Origin of the sequence: Shewanella marinintestina (assembly GCF_023283845.1) — a bacterium.
GTDB lineage: Bacteria > Pseudomonadota > Gammaproteobacteria > Enterobacterales > Shewanellaceae > Shewanella > Shewanella marinintestina.
Window position 1 is genome coordinate 216,827 of sequence record NZ_JAKILC010000004.1, and the last position, 17,972, is coordinate 234,798.

General features: G+C 44.0%; 14 protein-coding genes. 9 read left to right on the forward strand and 5 right to left on the reverse strand.

The features are described from left to right. Positions 1–32: 32 nt before the first annotated feature. Complete coding sequence (gene thpR, locus L2747_RS06325; RefSeq protein WP_248998238.1) at positions 33–554, reverse strand: RNA 2',3'-cyclic phosphodiesterase; 522 nt, start codon at positions 552–554, stop codon at positions 33–35. 167 nt (positions 555–721) lie between these two features. On the opposite strand from thpR, the gene hrpB reads away from it, so the two are divergent. The 3 genes from hrpB to L2747_RS06340 all read left to right on the forward strand — a co-directional run bounded on the left by hrpB (position 722) and on the right by L2747_RS06340 (position 6,556). After that, positions 722–3,259 (forward strand): ATP-dependent helicase HrpB, encoded by a 2,538-nt coding sequence (hrpB, locus tag L2747_RS06330; protein WP_248998239.1) that lies wholly within the window; start codon positions 722–724, stop codon positions 3,257–3,259. A 24-nt stretch (positions 3,260–3,283) separates the two neighbouring features. Further along, complete coding sequence (gene mrcB, locus L2747_RS06335) at positions 3,284–5,647, forward strand: penicillin-binding protein 1B (protein WP_248998240.1); 2,364 nt, start codon at positions 3,284–3,286, stop codon at positions 5,645–5,647. Positions 5,648–5,851: 204 nt separating this feature from the next. Then, entirely contained in the window at positions 5,852–6,556 is a 705-nt protein-coding gene (locus L2747_RS06340) for a glutathione S-transferase family protein (protein ID WP_248998241.1), read from the forward strand. Between the two features lie 103 nt (positions 6,557–6,659). Here the strand turns inward: L2747_RS06340 and L2747_RS06345 are convergent, their stop codons facing one another. Then, a complete protein-coding gene (locus tag L2747_RS06345) occupies positions 6,660–7,844 on the reverse strand; it encodes a sugar transporter (RefSeq protein WP_248998242.1) in 1,185 nt (394 codons plus the stop codon). 264 nt (positions 7,845–8,108) lie between these two features. Between L2747_RS06345 and L2747_RS06350 the strand changes: the two genes are divergently transcribed. After that, on the forward strand, positions 8,109–8,333 hold the full coding sequence (locus L2747_RS06350; protein ID WP_248998243.1) for a hypothetical protein: 225 nt from the start codon (positions 8,109–8,111) through the stop codon (positions 8,331–8,333). Positions 8,334–8,338: 5 nt separating this feature from the next. Here L2747_RS06350 and L2747_RS21525 read toward each other — a convergent pair whose 3' ends face one another. The 3 genes from L2747_RS21525 to L2747_RS06360 are packed head-to-tail and all read right to left on the reverse strand — an operon-like array spanning position 8,339 to position 9,544. Next, a complete protein-coding gene (locus tag L2747_RS21525; protein ID WP_371986597.1) occupies positions 8,339–8,509 on the reverse strand; it encodes an N-acetyltransferase in 171 nt (56 codons plus the stop codon). Then, positions 8,484–8,750 carry a hypothetical protein gene (locus tag L2747_RS21530; protein ID WP_428848509.1) on the reverse strand — a complete coding sequence of 89 codons (267 nt, stop codon included), beginning with the start codon at positions 8,748–8,750 and terminating at the stop codon, positions 8,484–8,486. The genes L2747_RS21525 and L2747_RS21530 overlap by 26 nt, the downstream gene beginning before the upstream one ends. A gap of 38 nt (positions 8,751–8,788) precedes the next feature. Then, positions 8,789–9,544 (reverse strand): hypothetical protein, encoded by a 756-nt coding sequence (locus tag L2747_RS06360; RefSeq protein ID WP_248998244.1) that lies wholly within the window; start codon positions 9,542–9,544, stop codon positions 8,789–8,791. A gap of 821 nt (positions 9,545–10,365) precedes the next feature. Here L2747_RS06360 and L2747_RS06365 point away from each other — a divergent pair. From L2747_RS06365 to L2747_RS06385, 5 genes are all read left to right on the forward strand, one after another. After that, positions 10,366–12,120, forward strand: a complete 1,755-nt coding sequence (locus tag L2747_RS06365) for a DUF4856 domain-containing protein (protein ID WP_248998245.1) — start codon at positions 10,366–10,368, stop codon at positions 12,118–12,120. A 102-nt stretch (positions 12,121–12,222) separates the two neighbouring features. Next, the gene (locus tag L2747_RS06370) at positions 12,223–13,461 is read left to right on the forward strand and encodes an imelysin family protein (RefSeq protein ID WP_248998246.1); all 1,239 of its coding nucleotides are present in this window, start codon (positions 12,223–12,225) and stop codon (positions 13,459–13,461) included. Next, complete coding sequence (locus L2747_RS06375) at positions 13,461–15,704, forward strand: TonB-dependent receptor family protein (protein WP_248998247.1); 2,244 nt, start codon at positions 13,461–13,463, stop codon at positions 15,702–15,704. The genes L2747_RS06370 and L2747_RS06375 overlap by 1 nt, the downstream gene beginning before the upstream one ends. A 126-nt stretch (positions 15,705–15,830) precedes the next feature. Next, positions 15,831–16,844, forward strand: coding sequence for a sterol desaturase family protein (locus tag L2747_RS06380; RefSeq protein WP_283107207.1), 1,014 nt, complete (start codon positions 15,831–15,833; stop codon positions 16,842–16,844). 115 nt (positions 16,845–16,959) lie between these two features. Continuing rightward, complete coding sequence (locus L2747_RS06385) at positions 16,960–17,664, forward strand: DUF3581 domain-containing protein (RefSeq protein WP_248998248.1); 705 nt, start codon at positions 16,960–16,962, stop codon at positions 17,662–17,664. The last annotated feature ends 308 nt before the right edge of the window (positions 17,665–17,972 follow it).

Sequence of the window (17,972 nt, forward strand, 5' to 3'; positions counted from 1 at the left end):
AGAGTAGCTTAGAATAGTGGCTCGGCAAACCATTAACCGAGCGGCCAGCGATGAAGTGTTGGATATTCCACCCCATTGATACCCGGATATGACTCAAATAGCTGTAGCTCAACAGGGCTAAGCTCAATGGCTTGATATTCAATGCCACTCACCTGTTCTTTTGCCTTGCGAGTGAGGGTGATATGAGGCGTGTAATTATGCTCGCTGCAATGTAGGTTTAGCAGGGCTGCAATCTCTTGGGCGTCGGCGGCTAATTGCTGCAAGCCTTGATCTTTTGCCTGACCATTTAAACAGAGAATCTTCGGTTTTTGCCAGTGGGATATCGTATTTAAATGTACGCTGAATTTAGGTTTGTGCAGCGCACTTACTTGCGTGATTAAATCGGCTATTTGATTCGTGGTCGCCCTACCCAAAAATGCCAAAGTCATATGTAAATTAGCGCTGGGCACTAATCTAAGTTGCTTAGGTAGTTGGTTTTGAATGTTAATGATGGTTTGTGTTTGTGAGTTATTAAGCGAAAAACCTAAAAAAATACGTTTAATTTCAGTTGTCATTAACCTAGTCCTACTCTTTTACTGCAGTGCTCATTCAAGCTGTTTAGTCTGCCCTAGCTTTTAGAGTACACTAGTCGATATTCAGAACCAGTATATTCCTGTCGCTCTATTAAGACACAGATATAAAAGCCTTAGCTATTGCCTTGCTCTGGCTAATGTCAAAGCACATGGAATCGATAACTACGGTAATAGACCCACTCGTGACATCTCTACCAATACACGCCTTATTACAACCGCTTCGCGATGCCTTTAAGCGGGGGGAGCAAGTTATCCTAGAAGCGCCAACGGGCGCGGGTAAGTCCACCGCTTTGCCACTTGATATGCTGGACTGGTCCGAGTTTAGTGGCAAAATCCTGATGTTAGAACCTCGCCGTGTTGCGGCGCGCAATGTGGCCCAGTTTATTGCTAAGCAGCGTGGCTGCGAATTAGGGACAGAGGTCGGTTATCGAGTTAAAGGTGATTCGCGGGTATCGACAAATACTCGACTCGAAATCGTTACTGAAGGGATTTTAACGCGAATGATCCAGCAAGACCCAGAGCTAACTGGGGTTGATATGGTGATTTTTGATGAGATCCATGAGCGTCATCTAACAACGGATCTAGGCTTGGCATTGGCATTAGAGATCCAAGCAAGCTTTCGAGAAGATTTAAAGATTTTAGCTATGTCAGCGACCCTGTCTGGCTTGCCATTATCAAATTTAATGCCCGAAGCTGTTTTACTTAATAGCGAAGGGCGCAGTTTTCCGGTTGAACATCAATACAGTGCTGTGCCTAGCCAAGGCCGCTGGCTTGAGCATATGGCAAAAGTGATTGTTAGCAGCCTAAATGAGCATGCTGATGGTGCTTTGCTGGCATTTTTGCCGGGGCAGGGTGAAATCAATAAACTACAGCAAATCCTAAGTGCGCGTTTGGATCCCACTGAGTTTATGATTTGTCCGTTATTTGGAAGCTTAAGCGCTAAGGCACAAGATCAAGCCATTGCTCCTGCTCCTAAGCACTTGCGCAAAGTGGTACTGGCTACCAACGTGGCGGAGTCGAGTTTGACTATTGAGGGGATCACTCAGGTGGTTGATTCAGGCTATAAGCGCCAAGCCCGTTTTAACCCTAAAACAGGTGTTACTCGTTTATCGCTAAAGCGGATTAGTCAGGCTTCTGCTGCTCAGCGCGCAGGGCGTGCGGGTCGTTTAAGTGCGGGCTTTTGTACTCGGCTATGGAGCCAAGAGGAGCATGGTCGCTTAACCCAAGCCGATGAGCCAGAAATTTTGCATACTGATCTGCTATCTATGGTGCTTGATGGTGCATTTTGGGGGGTAAAATCTCTAAATGAGTTACCGTTACTCAACGCTCCGTCAGCGGCAAATGAGCTGGTTAGCTGGCACTTACTGCAAACGATGGGCATGGTAACTGAAACGAGAGTAATAACCGCCCATGGCCGCGATGCCCATAAGTTAGGTTGTAACCCTAGGCTTGCGCATATGTTGTTAATGGCAAAACAGCATGCACAGCAAAATAATGATATTAATTTTGGCTTATTGGCATGTGTGTTAGCTGGAACATTAGAAGCTCGTAGTCGTAGCCGGCAAAGCGCGGATATTAGCCGCTATCTCAATGAGGCGCTGCAAGGGGAGCCACAAAAGCAGATCCGCAATTGGGTTAAGAACCTAAGTTTAGCGTCCTTAGATAAAATTGATTTACAGTTAGCTGTGCGCGAAGCCAGTCAGGATGATATTGCCACTTTGCTGGCTTTTGCTTACCCAGACCGAATCGCGAAAGCTCGTGGAGTGAGTGGTTATCAACTGGCCAACGGCAGCGGTGTTGAGCTGGCTAATGAGGATGCTTTAGCTGGCTCTGCTTGGTTAGTGGTCGCTGACTTTCAAGAAACTGAAGGCCGAAGCCAAGGTAAGGTCTATTTAGCGACAGCGCTAAATCCAGCGCTTTTTGATAACGAATTAGCTAAGTTGGTGCTGACCCAAGAACATGCTGGATGGGATGAAGCTAGAGGGCGTTTCTTTGCTGAAAAGCAGCAAAAGATTGGTGAAATTTTGTTTGCTAAATCGGCTATCGCTAAGGTAGATAAGCGGCTTATCAAGCTGGCTTTGATGGAGCAAATTAAGCTAAAAGGATTGTCATTAATCAACTTTAATGATGCTTGTATGCAGCTACAACGCCGTGTTGCGCTGGCGATACAGTATTGTCCCGAGCACGCCTGGCCAGCCTTAGACGACGGATCCTTGTTAAATGAACTTGATAACTGGTTAGCACCTTATTTAGATGAGGTACGCAGTCTTGCACAATTACAGCAATTAGATTGTTATACTCTGCTACTAAATTTACTGCCTTGGGATTTACAGCAACAATTAGAAGCCTTGTTACCTAAGAAATGGCCTATGGCAACTGGCACTAGCGTAAAAATTGATTATGATGCTGTTGGTCGCGCACTTTTAAGCGTACGGTTGCAAGAAGCATTGGGAATGCAACAAAGCCCTTTATTGGCTCAGGGAAAGTTAGTGGTGACGATGGAACTATTATCTCCAGCTCACCGACCGCTCGCATTAACCGCCGATCTGGCTAGTTTTTGGCAAGGGCCATATGAGCACGTAAAAAAAGAGATGAAGGGACGCTACCCAAGGCATTTATGGCCAGATGATCCCGCCAATACCCAACCAACCAAATTTACTAAAAAAAAGACATTTAGCTCGCAATAAGCGAGGAAACGTCACGGAAGTATAATGACAGATAAAGCAACACCAAAAGCGGCCGCAAAGAAAGCACCAGCGAAGAAAAGGCCTACGGCTAAAAAAACGCGGGCAAGCAAAAAAGCAGCGACTCAAAGTGGCAATAAAGGTTGGGGAAAAAAGCTGTGGTCTATTTGCTGGAAACTTGGCTTAATCCTCGCGGTGATGATTGCATCATACGGGATCTATTTAGACCAAATCATTGCACGCAAATTTGAAGGGCAAAAGTGGCACCTTCCTGCGCAAGTATTTAGTCGTTCAATGGCGTTATACCCTGGAGCTGCCGTTAGTCATGGTCAGTTAATGGCAGAGCTTAAATTATTGGGTTATCGCAAGGTGGCTAATCCGCGCCAAGTTGGCGAATTTTCCGCATCGAAAACTAAAATAGATTTATGGCGTCGACCATTTTTACATCCTCAAGGCGATCAAGCTGCACAACGGGTGATGATCACTTTTGATAGTAACGGTGTGGTGTCAGTTGCTCGTAATAGCGATAAACGTCAGTTAGCCGTGTTCCATTTAGAACCGGTATTGCTAGATAGAATTATTACCGGCGATGCTGAGGACAGGCTTTTTGTGGCGACAAAAGATATCCCCAAGCCGATTGTTAATGCGCTTATCTTAGTGGAAGACCGCAGTTTTTATGAGCATCATGGCGTTAATCCATTTGCCATTTTACGTGCTGCTATGGTTAATATTAGCGCGGGACGTACGGTGCAAGGTGGCTCTACGTTGACTCAGCAGTTAGCAAAGAACTTCTTCTTGTCTAGTGAACGCTCTATCACGCGTAAATTACGCGAAGCCTTAATGGCAATAATTATCGATTTTCGTTATGAAAAAGACGAGATTTTAGAAGCTTACCTAAACGAAGTGTACATGGGTCAAGATAAAGCCCGTGGTGTACATGGTATGGGGCTAGCCTCCCAGTTTTATTTTGGACGTCCGATCGCTGAATTAACTGTACCGCAGCAAGCATTTTTGGTAGCGGTTATTAAAGGCCCATCTTATTACAATCCATGGCGTTATCCTGAGCGCGCACAAGAGCGTCGTGATTTAGTATTGCGTCTATTGATGGAAGCGGGAGACTTAAATGTCGCTCAGTATCAGGCCGCAGTTGAGTCGCCTTTAGGGCTTCGAAAAGCAAATAAGTCAGTACATCAAAAACTGCCTGCCTTCTTCTCAGTGGTTAAGCATGAACTAGCTAACCGTTTTGGCGATGCTTTATTGCAACAGTCAGGCATAAAGGTATACACCACGCTTGATCCTATTGCACAAGAGGCGGCTGAAAAGGCTGTGGTACAAACTCTTAAACAGCTAGGCAAGAACGATGAAACTTTGCAAGTAGGTATGGTACTCACCGATAAATACTCGGCAGGTATTGCCGCTATGGTCGGTGACAAGGTACCAAGCTATCGAGGCTTTAACCGAGCGGTAGAAATTCGTCGCCCAATAGGCTCCTTGATTAAGCCTTTTGTTTATACCACTGCGCTTAATCAAGGTAAAAAGTACAATCTAGCATCGCCGCTAAAAGACGAGCCTATTACGCTTAAAAATGGTCAAGGTAAAACTTGGTCTCCGCAAAACGTTGACAAAAAGTTCCGTGGTCAAGTGCCATTATTGACGGCCTTTAAGAAGTCAATGAACGTCCCTACAGTAAACCTAGGCATGGCGATTGGTGTTAGCGATGTAGCCACCACGCTTGATAAAGCGGGTTGGCGCGAAAAAATTCCTGAATACCCATCGATGTTATTGGGGGCGGTCAATGGCTCGCCATTGATGGTTGCACAGGTGTTCCAGACGATTGCTGATGATGGTCGATATCGTCATTTAAACTCAGTAACAACGGTGTTGAATGCGCAAAACCAGCCGCTAGCAGCATCGAGGCCCCTGGCCACGCAAGCTATCCCTGCTGCGAGTAACTATTTGACCAAATACGCCATGACCCAAGTGGTTGAGTCGGGTACGGCTAAGCGTTTAGGAAATGCTTTCCCTTATGTGACATTAGCGGGTAAAACCGGTACCAGTAATGATTCTCGTGACTCGTGGTTTGCTGGCTTCGATGAACGTAACGTCGCAGCAATTTGGGTTGGCCGTGATGATAATGGCAAAACAGGTCTTTATGGCAGTAGTGGCGCCATGGCCGTCTATCAAGCTTTTTTAAATAACCGTGCACCGCTAAGCCTGCGCATGGCGCCAGTAGATGGTGTGGTGCAAGGCTATTTTGAGCGTGATACCGGTATAGCGAAAGAAGCTGACTGTGGCGGAATGGTAAAAGTACCTGCGCTTAGAGAGAGTTATCAACCTATTGCCAATTGTGGTGATCCTTTACCTTGGTGGAAGAAGTTAATTGGTGGCTGACCTTTATGAATAAAAGCCACTTTAAAGCCTAAATAATCTGGCCATTAATCCTGTGATTGATGGCTTTTTTATTGCTTCAAGTAATTATTTTTAACTGCTTTTCGATTTAAATGGTAAAAGCTTCAGTTTTTTTTCGTCTTTTTAAAAAGTGCCTCGTCTTATGGGTGTAATCAAAAATACTGATGACTCATTCGGAGAGCATAGATGATCAAATTAATTAGCTTTAAAAACTGCCCATTTGTACAACGTGTTATGGGAGCGCTAGTGATGAAAAACATTCCATTTGAAATTGAGTACATTGAACTCAGTAATAAACCGCAGTGGTTTTTAGATATTTCACCTAACGGCCAAGTACCAGTATTGGTAACAGAGGATAAGACGGTATTATTTGAGTCAGATGCAATTGTTGAATACCTAGATGATAAATACGCGCCGATAGAGCAAGTTTCAGCTGAGCAAAAGGCTCTAGATCGTGCTTGGTCATATCAAGCGAGCAAACACTATATGCCACAGTGTGGTGCAATGGGCAGTAAAGACCAACAGACATTTGAAACGCGTTTAGCAAACTTAGCTAAAGCGTTTGCCAAAGCTGAAAATAAGCTTGGGGAAAGTGCTTTCTTTAAGGGAGATTATATCTCTAATGTTGATATTGCTTGGTTGCCACTTTTACATCGCGCAGCGGTGATCCGTAATTGCTCTGGATTTGATATGTTGGCAGGTTTTCCTAAAGTGCAAAAATGGCAAGCAGCCTTGATTGGAACAGGTCTTACAGATAAAACGGTACCAACTGATTTTGTGCAGACCTTCAGCAACTTTTATTTAAAAAATACCTATTTGGCGAGCCTAATGAACGGTACAGAAGCCGTTGCATCGACTAGCAATTGTGCATCGAGCTCTTGCTGTGGTTAACGCTTAAGCTTACGTATGTGATGTGTGACTGATATGAAAAAGGCGACCTCTTTTGAGCGTCGCCTTAGTGTTGTTCAATTCAGGTTAATTAGTCATCTATTAGCTAGCTTACGATTGGCTGAGTAGATAGCTCGGCACGCCGGGCTTTTAATAAGAAAAGTAACGGTAAAATAGCGATAACGATAAGTAGCGCTGCCCAGTTACCGTTTTGAATTACGCCATATTTTGCAGCGACAATACTGCCAAGCAGTGCGCCGCTGCCTATGCCCACATTAAATAAACCGGAGTAAATTGCCATGGCAACATCGGTTGCATCTGGCGCTAGCTTTAGACCTTTAGATTGCAGCGATAGGCACATTAGCATCATGCCTGTGCCCCATAAAATACATAAAGGTAACAGCAACCAAATATGGTTTGCGATAAAAGGCAAAATTGCCATGCAGCTGCCCATAATCGCGATGGCTATGACTAAAAGCTGTTGTGCGTACTTACCTTGATAGCGGCTAAAGAGTGCGCTACCTATCAAACCCGCAGCACCAAATACTAATAAAATGATAGTGGTAATATTGGCGGTATAACCAAAGTATTCTTGCAACAGTGGCTCTAAATAGGTGTACACGCTGTAATGCGCAGTTACTAAAACCATGGTTAATACGTACAGCCAGAGTAAGGCTTTATTACGAGCTAATGCCGGTAAGCTGCGCCAACTACCGCCATGAGTCGCTGGTAAGTTTGGTAATCCACGCCACAGCAATAACATCATAATCAGTGTAAGCACGGCGATTAAGCCAAAAATGCTACGCCAGCCAACTAATTGGCCTATGACTCGACCTAAGGGAATACCTAACACCAAGGCCAGTACACAGCCTGTGGCAAAGATGCTTAACGCTTTTGCTCCCTGACCTTCAGGTGCTAGGCGTACCACTAGGGCAGGGGCGATCGCCCAGAAAAGTGCATGAGTTAAGGCAATACCAACACGGCCAGATAGCAAGATGTCGTAGCTAGGTGCCCACACACATAGGCCATGGCTAATAATAAATACTGACATTAACCCTAGTAGCAGTTTTTTACGTTCAAAACGCGCAAATAGCAGCACAGCAGGTAAGGATGCCAGTGCAACAACGGCGGCATACACGGTAAGCATAGGACCAACTGCAACGGCACTCATATTAAAGCTTTGCCCAAGAGCAGCTAAAATACCCACTGGCACAAATTCAGTAGAAACAAAGACAAAGGCGGTAAGTGCTAACAGCCATACTGGTGCCCAAGTGGTAAGGCGTTGTTTCATTGCATCGAACATCCAAAATTGAAAGGGCGGCAAGTCTACGCCCAATTACGAATTGAGGCGATAGCTGCGTCTATATTATGTGCGATTTGTGAACGGGGTTAACTTTTGATTTGCTAGAGAGTTGGAAAATGGTTAAGGCTGCTCTAGATGTGTTCGATAGAGCAGTTGAATTAGATGTCGCTAATGAACTAGGGGTGTGTTAGAACTATTTAAGAACTAGATTTTGTTAACCCGCTGACTTGAAAGCTTACCGGAAGGATCCGAATGAAGTACATTATCCCATTATTGTTATTATCTGCTTGCTCTGCATCTAACATGAAACAAGCTATCTATAATGATGTCGCAAGTAATGTTTTATCAAAGGCGTCAGACTCTGATGTAGGCTACGGTAGTGCTCGCTGCCGAGGAGTGCAAGCTAAATGTACTCATGGCCAATATGATGAATGGCTGGATTCAGATGGACGTTTAGGCTGTTCGTGTAATGTCTAACTGAATTAATACTTCTTCAATAAAAAATAACGCTCAGGGCTTTTGGCTGTATTAGGCACAGTCGCTATGATCTCAAGGCCCAGCTTTTGGTAAAACAGCGGTGCTTGAAATGATAAAGTATCGACCTGCGCCATGATGCAACCACGGTTTTTAGCTTCTACTTCGGCGTGTTGCATCAGCTCTCGCCGAAGTAGAAGCTCTTTGTTGCTCATCGACCCACAAAACATTAATCAAAAAGTTGTCATAGATAGTGCATCCGGCGACTCCAGCAATTAACTTACCGCTTTCATCATGGGCGATCACAGATAATGGCTGAGAGGTTTCTGCTTCCATGTGCTCAACATTGAACTGGCGCACCCCAGCAATTAGCGCATTAACGTTTTCTGTGTTGTCATCATCCGTGACGGTTATTTTCATTTTAACGCGAGTGGAAAATTTGCATGTTAGTCTTGTTGCTAGAACCAACTTTGCTCTATTGCGGTTGAAAGTGTAACGGAATAGTTCGATAAAATTGCACTGTGGCCGGCTGTAAATACCTTAAATGATGCATCAACTGGAACAGTGACAGAGCTGCTCGTCACACTGACAATTAACTCTGGGAAGAATATTGTACTTGCAGCATTAACTAAGTCTTGTGACTCGGTTAAGGAGTAATCAGCATTACTAATTGATGCCATTGACGTATTTGATAGCTTGGAATCTGACACTCTCGTTGTCACTGAGTCATTAGTCAGACTTGCTAGAGGTTTATTTTGGTTATTGACTAGCTCTGCCGTAGCAAAATTAGTGGGCTCTTGCCAGGTGTAGTTGTAACCATTATTGAACTCAAAGTTTCGACGATTCTCAAATGCTAAGCTTGCGGTTGCGCCATCTGCCGGTAGATTGAAGATCACCCGAGTTGTAGCAGTACTTTTGGCGTAATCATTTTTGTGAAGCACGTTGTTGTATGCGTACTCAACTCTAACCTCTTGTTGATTGGTTTCGTCATTTAGCTTGCTGATACATTTAACACTAATCTTGTCTGTGGCAGTGCATAAACGGGTAATAATGGTGTCTGATAAACCTAATTGCTGCGCTGCGCTTCTGAAATTGTCATCGACAATCACTTCATCATTATCGTCGTCAGGGTGCAATATATTATCGATATATTCACAGCCACTAAGATTAAGGCATAACAAACTGATAGTTATTATTTTGAGTTTAGTATTCATAAATCGATGACTCTGAGTGAGATAAAACAGACTTTAGCGCCAATTTACCATTGTTTTCGTTGGTGATAATAGCGATTTTTTTATACATAAGCTTTATACCATAACGCAGGCTTTGCTTTAATAATGAGCAGTAATTCGCAAGATTGAAAATATAAAGAGAATTGAGGGAGGTTCTATTTATATGCCTGCCAAGTCAAAGTTCAGTCTCTATTCTGTCGGTTTGCTTTAGCTTGCAAAAGATTCAGCTAATAACTTTAGGACAAATCATAACCTATCAGTGACTCTAAACTTATTTTACCGAGGTTCACCTTTGCAAGTCTCAAAGTGGAGTGGCTGGGCAAAGACTCTAGGTGAATGTAAATTTCAACTCAGCCACTTGACAGTTTTTTGCAAAAACGGCAGTGATTGTTGGTTTTATTCTTCAGTTAGTATTCGGTTGATAATTAATCACTTGATGATGTTTTTACCCAAATACAAGGTTCACTATCGACTGATTTACAGATTATTTACAAGGTTTTTTGTCTGATTAATACGCTTTATATGAGCGTAAACAGCGCAGGAACAATTAATAAATCTTCAATTATTAGCTTAATTAATTACGAATTTACTAATTAAGCTGTTCACAAAGCTAGCTAAGCATCGATTTCTCACCTCACAGAGCGACCACATTATTTACATTTGCCTAAGAGGCATCTATGAGTAACTTACCATTAAGTTTGTAAATGGGATGTATTATCATTTGTGTTCGTGTAACATAAATGTAAATCATAATTGTTCACATTTATAGTCGCTAAGTTTTTAGCAATATTAAAGGTACTTGTATGCAACTGAAGAAAACGATCTTGGCAACCACAATCGCACTTTCAATGGGGCTATTAACAGCCTGTGGTGGTTCAGACTCAGATAACTCGTCTACTCCCCCTCCTGTTCCTGCAAACAATGCACCAACAGATGTTGTTTTATCTGATGTTACAGTTGATGAGAATACAGTTAATGCAGTTGTGGGTACGTTATCGGCAGTTGACGCGGATAGTGGTGATACGCATACATTTAGTGTTGCTGGCGATCAGTTTGTGATTGATGGCAACACATTAAAGCTAGCTGATGGCGTTATCTTAAACGCTGATGGCGTAGACTCTTTAGAACTTGAAGTTGAGCTAATTGTGACAGATAGCAGTGACGCAAGCTTTACTAAAACAGTGACCGTAACCATTAATGACCTAATGGACCGTTACGCATTTGATAGCAAGCTAGTCGATGATAAGTCGAGTGTATCTTACACCGGTCAAAATGCACGTCACATCCTGATTGCAGAGCTTAACAATTATATTAAAAACCAACTTGAAGCTGATATTGATGCCAACGAGCTTGCCGATAAGGCTGCTGTACTGGCTAAGCTGAACTATTTTTACAATCCGGATGAAACAACGGAATACGATGATATCGCGATTACCTTTATTGATAACTCTAAAGACGGTTTGATTTCAGATCTAACCGGTTATAAGAATTTAGACGGTAAAGTTGCTGGTAATGACTCTGGCGGGCAACATGAAGATTGGAATAATGGTGCATTTGCTGGTTGGGGGGCAAAAGGCTCAATCACACCTACAGGCTTAATTGCAGACCTGTTTGACCGTTTAGCCGATAATGCAGTTGCAAAGATTAACGGCACTATACGTAAAGATGTATTAGGTAACGACATCACTAAAGTTTACGTTGATGAAAACGGTGTAGATTTAGTGCAGATGGTTCAAAAGTTCCTATTGATGTCTATTACTTATGCTCAAGCGGCAGATGATTACTTTGGCGTAGATACTCCGGGTAAAGGTTTAACAACAGACAACATTAACCCAGCTAAAGCTGGTGCGGCTTACACCAACCTTGAGCATCAGTTTGACGAAGGTTTTGGTTACTTTGGCGCTGCACGTAACTACCTGGAATATAGCGATGTTGAGATTGCGGGTAAGGTATCAGACGGTAATGGTCGTAGCGACTGGAATGGTTCACACGACACTGACGGCGATGGCAAAATTGACCTGCGTAGCGAGTACAACTTTGGCCAGTCAGTGAACGCTGCTAAGCGTGATATGGGAACCGCTGATAATGCTGCTGCAACCGATTATACAACTCAAGCACTAACAGCATTTATTGCTGGCCGTAAACTGATTAACGACAACGTAGGTGCTGCACTATCTGATGCGCAACTTGAGACACTGAAAGGTCATGCAACCGACGGCCTTGATGCTTGGGAACGTGCAATTGTCGCAACTGTTGTGCATTACATTAATGATGTTACTGCTGATCTTGCTCCATTAGCGACAGGTGGTAACAGTGCAGATTTCGATTATGACGACCTAGCTAAGCACTACTCTGAGATGAAAGGTTTTGCACTGGGTCTGCAATTTAGTGAATACGCAGGTATTAGTGATGCAGACTTTGAAATGCTACACGACCTAATGGGCGTTGAGCCAGAATTGACAGGCGATGTTGACGGATACATTACAGATTTGGGTAAAGCCCGCGACATCTTGCAAGCGAGCTACGATCTAGACGCAGACAATGTCGCTAACTGGTAATCCTCCAGCGTTTAAACAAGTCTTTTAAGGCAAAAAGCTTGGCATCGTAAGGTGCCGAGCTTTTGTTGTTTTTGTACGGTTATTTCGTACTAAGGGAAAATAATGTTAAGCCAACCTCGCTATTCACTGCTAAGTATCGCCCTAACGGCTGCATTGCTTAGCGGCTGTAATGAGAGTACTAGCAGTGATGCTGGTGCCGATTACGGCAATCAAGACAATACCACTTCTGACTTTGACCAAAAGGCACTGATTGCTAATCTTGTCGATGGTGTCATCACCCCTACCTTTGAGCAATTTGTTAGTGTCAGTAACCAACAGGTTAGCGACATTAATGCGTACTGCACCGCGGCCATCGCTTTTGAACAAGACTCAAGTGATAACACTTCACTAACCCAAGCAAGCGATACCGCTCAGCAAAGTTGGCGCAATACTATTTCTGTTTGGCAGCAAGTTGAAATGATGCAGCTTGGTCCATTACTTAATGATGATGGTGCACTACGCAATAAAATCTATTCATGGCCAGTGACTAGCCGTTGCGGAGTCGATTTGGATGTGGTGTCTTTTGAAAATAACGATATTAACGGCGTACCTTACGATATCACTTCGCGAACCCCTGCACGCAAGGGGCTAGTAGCGCTAGAGTACCTATTATTTAACCCAAGCTTTGAACATAGCTGCACAGGCACAGTGACTCCAGCTGGCTGGGATAACCGCACCGATGATGACCGCCGCGTAGCGCGTTGTGAATTTGCCGCCGAAGCTGCTAAAGATATCAACCACAACGCCCAACAATTACTTATTCAGTGGAGCGGCGATGATGGCTATGGCACTAGCCTTAAACAAGCAGGTGAGACAGGCAGTAGCTTTGCAACTGTGCACGAAGCGGTGAACAAGCTATCTGACGCACTGTTTTATATCGACAGTGTGACTAAAGACGGCAAGCTTGCCACGCCACTGGGGCTATTCGCCAATAGCTGTGGCACTAGTGTTTGTGTTGAAGATGTTGAATCACCAATTGCCAAGCATTCAATTGAAAACATCACTCGCAATCTTGAAGCGCTAGATGCCTTGTTTTCTGGTAAAGAGGGTCTAGGTTTTGACGACTATTTGATTGATGAAAACGATGCCGATACCGCAACTGAGTTACGTGAGCGTATAGCAACTGCTCTTGCTAATAGCCGTAGTTATCAAACTAGTTTATCCGATGCTCTAGTCAGTGATGAAGCCAAAGTGACTGCGACTCATTCTGATGTAAAAGCGGTAACCGATAAGCTTAAAAATGAGTTTATTAACTCACTTGCATTAGAGCTGCCACAAACTTCAGCTGGAGATAACGACTAATGAATAATCTTGCCATTAGCAAAAAGCTTAGCCTTGTTATCGCCATCCAGTTTGCATTGGTTAGCCAAGTTTCTGCAGCAGATAGCGATGCTAAAACTGACGTGACAACAGACAAAACAAGCGTCAATGACAGCTACATAGAGAAGATGCAGATCATTGGCCACGATGCGCGCTTAAGTAAGCAAACGGGTTCAGCGACCTTGATTGATGAACTGGAACTTGAGCAGTTCAAATTCGATGATATTAACCGGGTGTTATACAGTGTACCAGGGGTTAATATTCGTGAAGAAGACGGTTATGGCCTGCGTCCTAACATCGGCTTTCGCGGCGCAACGCCAGAGCGTAGTAAAAAGATTAATATCATGGAAGATGGCGTGTTAATTGGCCCCGCGCCTTATTCGGCGGCGTCGGCTTATTATTTTCCGATGACTTCTAAAATGACGGCGATTGAAGTTTTTAAAGGCCCAGCAGCGATTAAGTACGGCCCTAATACTGTCGCTGGCTCATTAAATATGGTGACCCGTGCTGTACCGCAAAGCAGCGAAGGCCTAGTCGATGTCTCGGGCGGCAGTGACGGTTTCGCCAAAGCGCATGCCTATTACGGTGATACCATCGACAATTTTGGTTTTTTGATTGAAGGTGTGCATATGCGTGCTGACGGTTTTAAAGAACTCGACGGTGGTGGTGATACCGGTTTTGAGAAAAACGATATCATGGCCAAGCTGCGTTATGACTTAGCGGGTGACGCTTTTGACCAAGTGTTTGAGCTAAAACTGGCTTATGCCGATGAGAACTCAAATGAAACTTATCTTGGCCTCACGGATGCAGACTTTGCCGCTAATCCGAATCGCCGTTATGTCGCTAGCCAACTTGATAACATGGATTGGACTCACTCTCAGGTGCAGTTTAACCATTTCATTACTGGTGATAACTTTGATGTGACCACCCGTGTTTATCGTAACGACTTTGAGCGTGCTTGGTACAAAATCAATGGTTTTAAAGGTGGCTTAGTTAATCGCAGCTTACAAGAGATCTTGGCGGATCCCGATAAAGATGAAGTCAATAGCCGCTTCTACAACATTCTGACCGGTAGCCAGGACTCTGTTGCCGAGTATGAAAAGTTGGTCCTAGGTAATAATGACCGTACTTACTACTCACAAGGGATCCAGTCTGACTTGAATTTGCAGCTCGAACTATTTGGTATGCAGCACCAATTTGCAAGCGGTGTACGTTTTCATCAAGACCAAATTGAGCGTAACCACACCACCGATACTTACCTAATGACTCAGGCTAACCTTGTTAGTGATGGCAGTGACACCCAAGCGGCGACTACAGATCGTGAAAAGACCGACGCTTGGTCTGTTTATTTGCAAGACACGATTAGCATTAGCGCGTTAGATATCACGGCGGGTGTTCGTGGTGAGTATATTGACGCACATTATCAAAACCGCGCGCCAGGCAGCGAGCAAGACTACCTCAATAAAACTACTCGCATATGGCTACCAAGCTTTAGTGCGTTTTACACCTTATCGGATAATGCCGGTTTGTTGTTTGGCGTGCATGAAGGCTTTTTGCCAACCAGCCCTAAGCAAGATCCAAGCATCGATGTTGAAAGCAGTATTAACTATGAGTTAGGTGGTCGTTATAACGATGGCAACTTTAACTTAGAACTTATTGGTTTCTTCAACGATATTAGTAATCTGAAAGAAGGTTGTCAGTTCTCAAGTTGTGGTAGCGATGATGATACCGAGTTTAATGGTGGTGAAGTCGATGTGTTGGGTCTTGAGCTAACCTCTGGTTATAGCATTACTTTAACCGATGATATTGATTTACCAATATCACTGTCATATACCTACACAGAGTCTGAATTTAAAACCAGTTTTGAGTCAGGCTTTGATATGTGGGGCGATATTACCGCAGGTGATGAACTGCCATACCTGCCTGAGAACCAACTTGCGGTGAATCTTGGCTTAGTCAGCGACCAGTGGGACGTTAATATGATCGTTCGTTACATTGGCGAGATGAAAGAGGCTGCAGGCGAAGGCGTTGTACTTTCAGGCAGTACTACCGAAGCACTGACTGTGGTAGACATGTCGGCGAGTTATGACTTTAACCAATACGGACTCGTGTATGTTAAAGCCGATAACTTGTTTGATACGCAAGAGATTGTAAGTCGCCGCCCTTATGGCGCAAGACCGAGCAAGCCACAGCAATTTCAAATCGGTTATCAATACCGCTTTTAAGTTGTGGGCGGTGGCTTTATAAGCCACCGCTATTTTGCTATTAGAACTTGTTACTCAAGTTTGCTGCTCAAGTTTGTTACTCAAGTTTGTTACTCAAGTTTGCTACTGTAAGGTTGTTAGTCGTTATTGGAGTATTGTATCGACACGATTATTGCGTTTTTTAATACCAATTTAGGCGATTTGCTTAACTACCCGTTTGATAGCAGCAAACGTATTTTCATCGGTTACCTGTTAGGCTCGGTGGTACTTGCACTGCCTGTGTATTTTGCCAGCCAAAAAGTGGCCCAAGCTGCACCGGCATCAGTATCCGGTTTTGTGTCTTTTTTACTGCCCAAGCAGGTATTTTTAGCCCCTTCTGCAAAACTCGACTATCAATTATTAGTCCTTAATAAGTTAATTAAAGCGGCGCTGTTTGCGCCGTTAATGCTAACAATGGTGCCCGTGGCGCTGAGCGTATCATCCGCATTAGAGTCACTATTCGGTGGCGCATTAATGCTTGATGCTTCGCCGTGGTTGGTGATGAGTTTGTTCACCATACTGCTGTTCATTCTTGATGATTTTACTCGTTTTTTACTGCATTACATTCTGCATAAAGTGCCTTGGTTGTGGCAGTTCCATAAAGTGCATCATTCAGCCACAGTGCTTACACCCTTTACTATTTACCGCACCCACCCAGTAGAAAGTTACCTTTATGGCTGCCGTATGGCGTTGTCGCAAGGCCTTGCTGTAGGTATAGGTTATGCCCTATTTGGCCCAACATTGAAAATGTATGACGTGCTCGGCGCTAACGTATTTGTGTTTGCTTTCAATGTACTTGGCGCTAATTTGCGTCACAGTCATATTTGGCTAAGTTGGGGCGATAAGTTAGAGAAGTGGTTTATTAGTCCGGCGCAGCACCAAGTTCACCATAGCGCTGCCATCGAACATCGCGACACTAACTTAGGTTCAGCGTTAGCCATTTGGGATCGCGCCCTTGGCTGTTTGATTATGGCGAGTAGCGTCAGAAAACTGACCTTAGGGGTTGGTAAGTTTACTGGCCACAATAGCTTATGGGGTATTTACAGTGACCCATTTGTGCAGATCTATCGCCGCATTCAGCAACGTTTGCTGCAATTATGGCGCAAGGTCAGTCCATCTTAACTTTGCTTTAAGACCCTTGCTGCCACTGAGCGTCAGCTCATCGGGTGAGTCAAAATCCAATCTTGGTATACACTGACCCACTATTTTTAATGACTAATTAAATATTTGAGTAAATATGTTTTTAAGTACTTATTTTAAAAAAGAAAATCAATCAGTCACTATCACTCCGGCTCAGGCGAGTGATTTTGCTAAAAGCATTGCTCAAGACTTCAATCCCATTCACGATGTAGGTGCTAAGCGTTTTTGTGTACCCGGGGATCTGTTGTTTGCCTTAGTCCTTAACCAGTATGGCTTAAGCCAGAAAATGACGTTTAACTTCGCTGGCATGGTTGGCGATGGTGTGCAGTTACAACTTCCAGATGATGTCGCTGAAGATTTTGCTATTAGTGATAATAAAGATAAATGCTATCTAGAAGTGCACCGTAGCGGCGATGTTCGTTACTGTGAAACGCAAATCGAGTCGTTTATCCGTAAGTACGTGGCGTTTTCTGGGCTTAACTTTATGCACATTTTAGTGCCTATGATGAAGCAGCATCAGATGATGATTAACCCAGCTCGCCCGTTAGTGATCTACGAGAGCATGTCATTTGATTTAACTACCTTAGATTTTACCGAAGTGAGCTTGAAGTTAGTTGAGCAAGACTTACAAATAGAAGGCAAGCGCGGCGATGTGACCCTCACCTTTGAGTTACTCAGCGGCGACACGGTAGTGGGAACCGGGGTTAAAACCCTAGTGATGAGCGGCTTACGCCCATACGAACAAGAGTCTGCCCAGCAAATGTGTGATGCCTACGAAGGTCGTAGAGTCGCATTTAGTTAATCAATTGCTGTGAGTATTCTAGAAAAGCCGTTTGAGCGTCTGCTTAAGCGGCTTTTTTGTTTATCAAACTACACTCGCTTAAAATTGACTCTTACTGATTTAAAACTGCGCAATTGATTCTGTTTTGCTCATATTTAACGACAAAATGTGACTTCCACCACTTGAGCCAAAGTGTGAGATCGCGCATGCTACTCGTCCCTACCACTGACTAACCCTAATGGTTAGCCAAGGATTGGGGATCCGTTCGGATGAAGGTAGCAGGAGAGTGGGGAGTAACCCCACACCGACGAGGCAACTTTGTAAGGCTT

Excerpts from the sequence above, each read along its gene's own strand:
- L2747_RS06375 (WP_248998247.1), top strand. The coding sequence starts at position 13,461 with ATGAATAATCTTGCCATTAGCAAAAAGCTTAGCCTTGTTATCGCCATC.
- mrcB (WP_248998240.1), top strand. The coding sequence starts at position 3,284 with ATGACAGATAAAGCAACACCAAAAGCGGCCGCAAAGAAAGCACCAGCG.
- L2747_RS06360 (WP_248998244.1), bottom strand. The coding sequence starts at position 9,544 with ATGAATACTAAACTCAAAATAATAACTATCAGTTTGTTATGCCTTAAT.
- L2747_RS21530 (WP_428848509.1), bottom strand. The coding sequence starts at position 8,750 with ATGAAAATAACCGTCACGGATGATGACAACACAGAAAACGTTAATGCG.
- L2747_RS06345 (WP_248998242.1), bottom strand. The coding sequence starts at position 7,844 with ATGAAACAACGCCTTACCACTTGGGCACCAGTATGGCTGTTAGCACTT.
- thpR (WP_248998238.1), bottom strand. The coding sequence starts at position 554 with ATGACAACTGAAATTAAACGTATTTTTTTAGGTTTTTCGCTTAATAAC.
- L2747_RS06340 (WP_248998241.1), top strand. The coding sequence starts at position 5,852 with ATGATCAAATTAATTAGCTTTAAAAACTGCCCATTTGTACAACGTGTT.
- L2747_RS06365 (WP_248998245.1), top strand. The coding sequence starts at position 10,366 with ATGCAACTGAAGAAAACGATCTTGGCAACCACAATCGCACTTTCAATG.
- L2747_RS21525 (WP_371986597.1), bottom strand. The coding sequence starts at position 8,509 with ATGCAACACGCCGAAGTAGAAGCTAAAAACCGTGGTTGCATCATGGCG.
- L2747_RS06370 (WP_248998246.1), top strand. The coding sequence starts at position 12,223 with ATGTTAAGCCAACCTCGCTATTCACTGCTAAGTATCGCCCTAACGGCT.
- L2747_RS06385 (WP_248998248.1), top strand. The coding sequence starts at position 16,960 with ATGTTTTTAAGTACTTATTTTAAAAAAGAAAATCAATCAGTCACTATC.
- hrpB (WP_248998239.1), top strand. The coding sequence starts at position 722 with ATGGAATCGATAACTACGGTAATAGACCCACTCGTGACATCTCTACCA.
- L2747_RS06350 (WP_248998243.1), top strand. The coding sequence starts at position 8,109 with ATGAAGTACATTATCCCATTATTGTTATTATCTGCTTGCTCTGCATCT.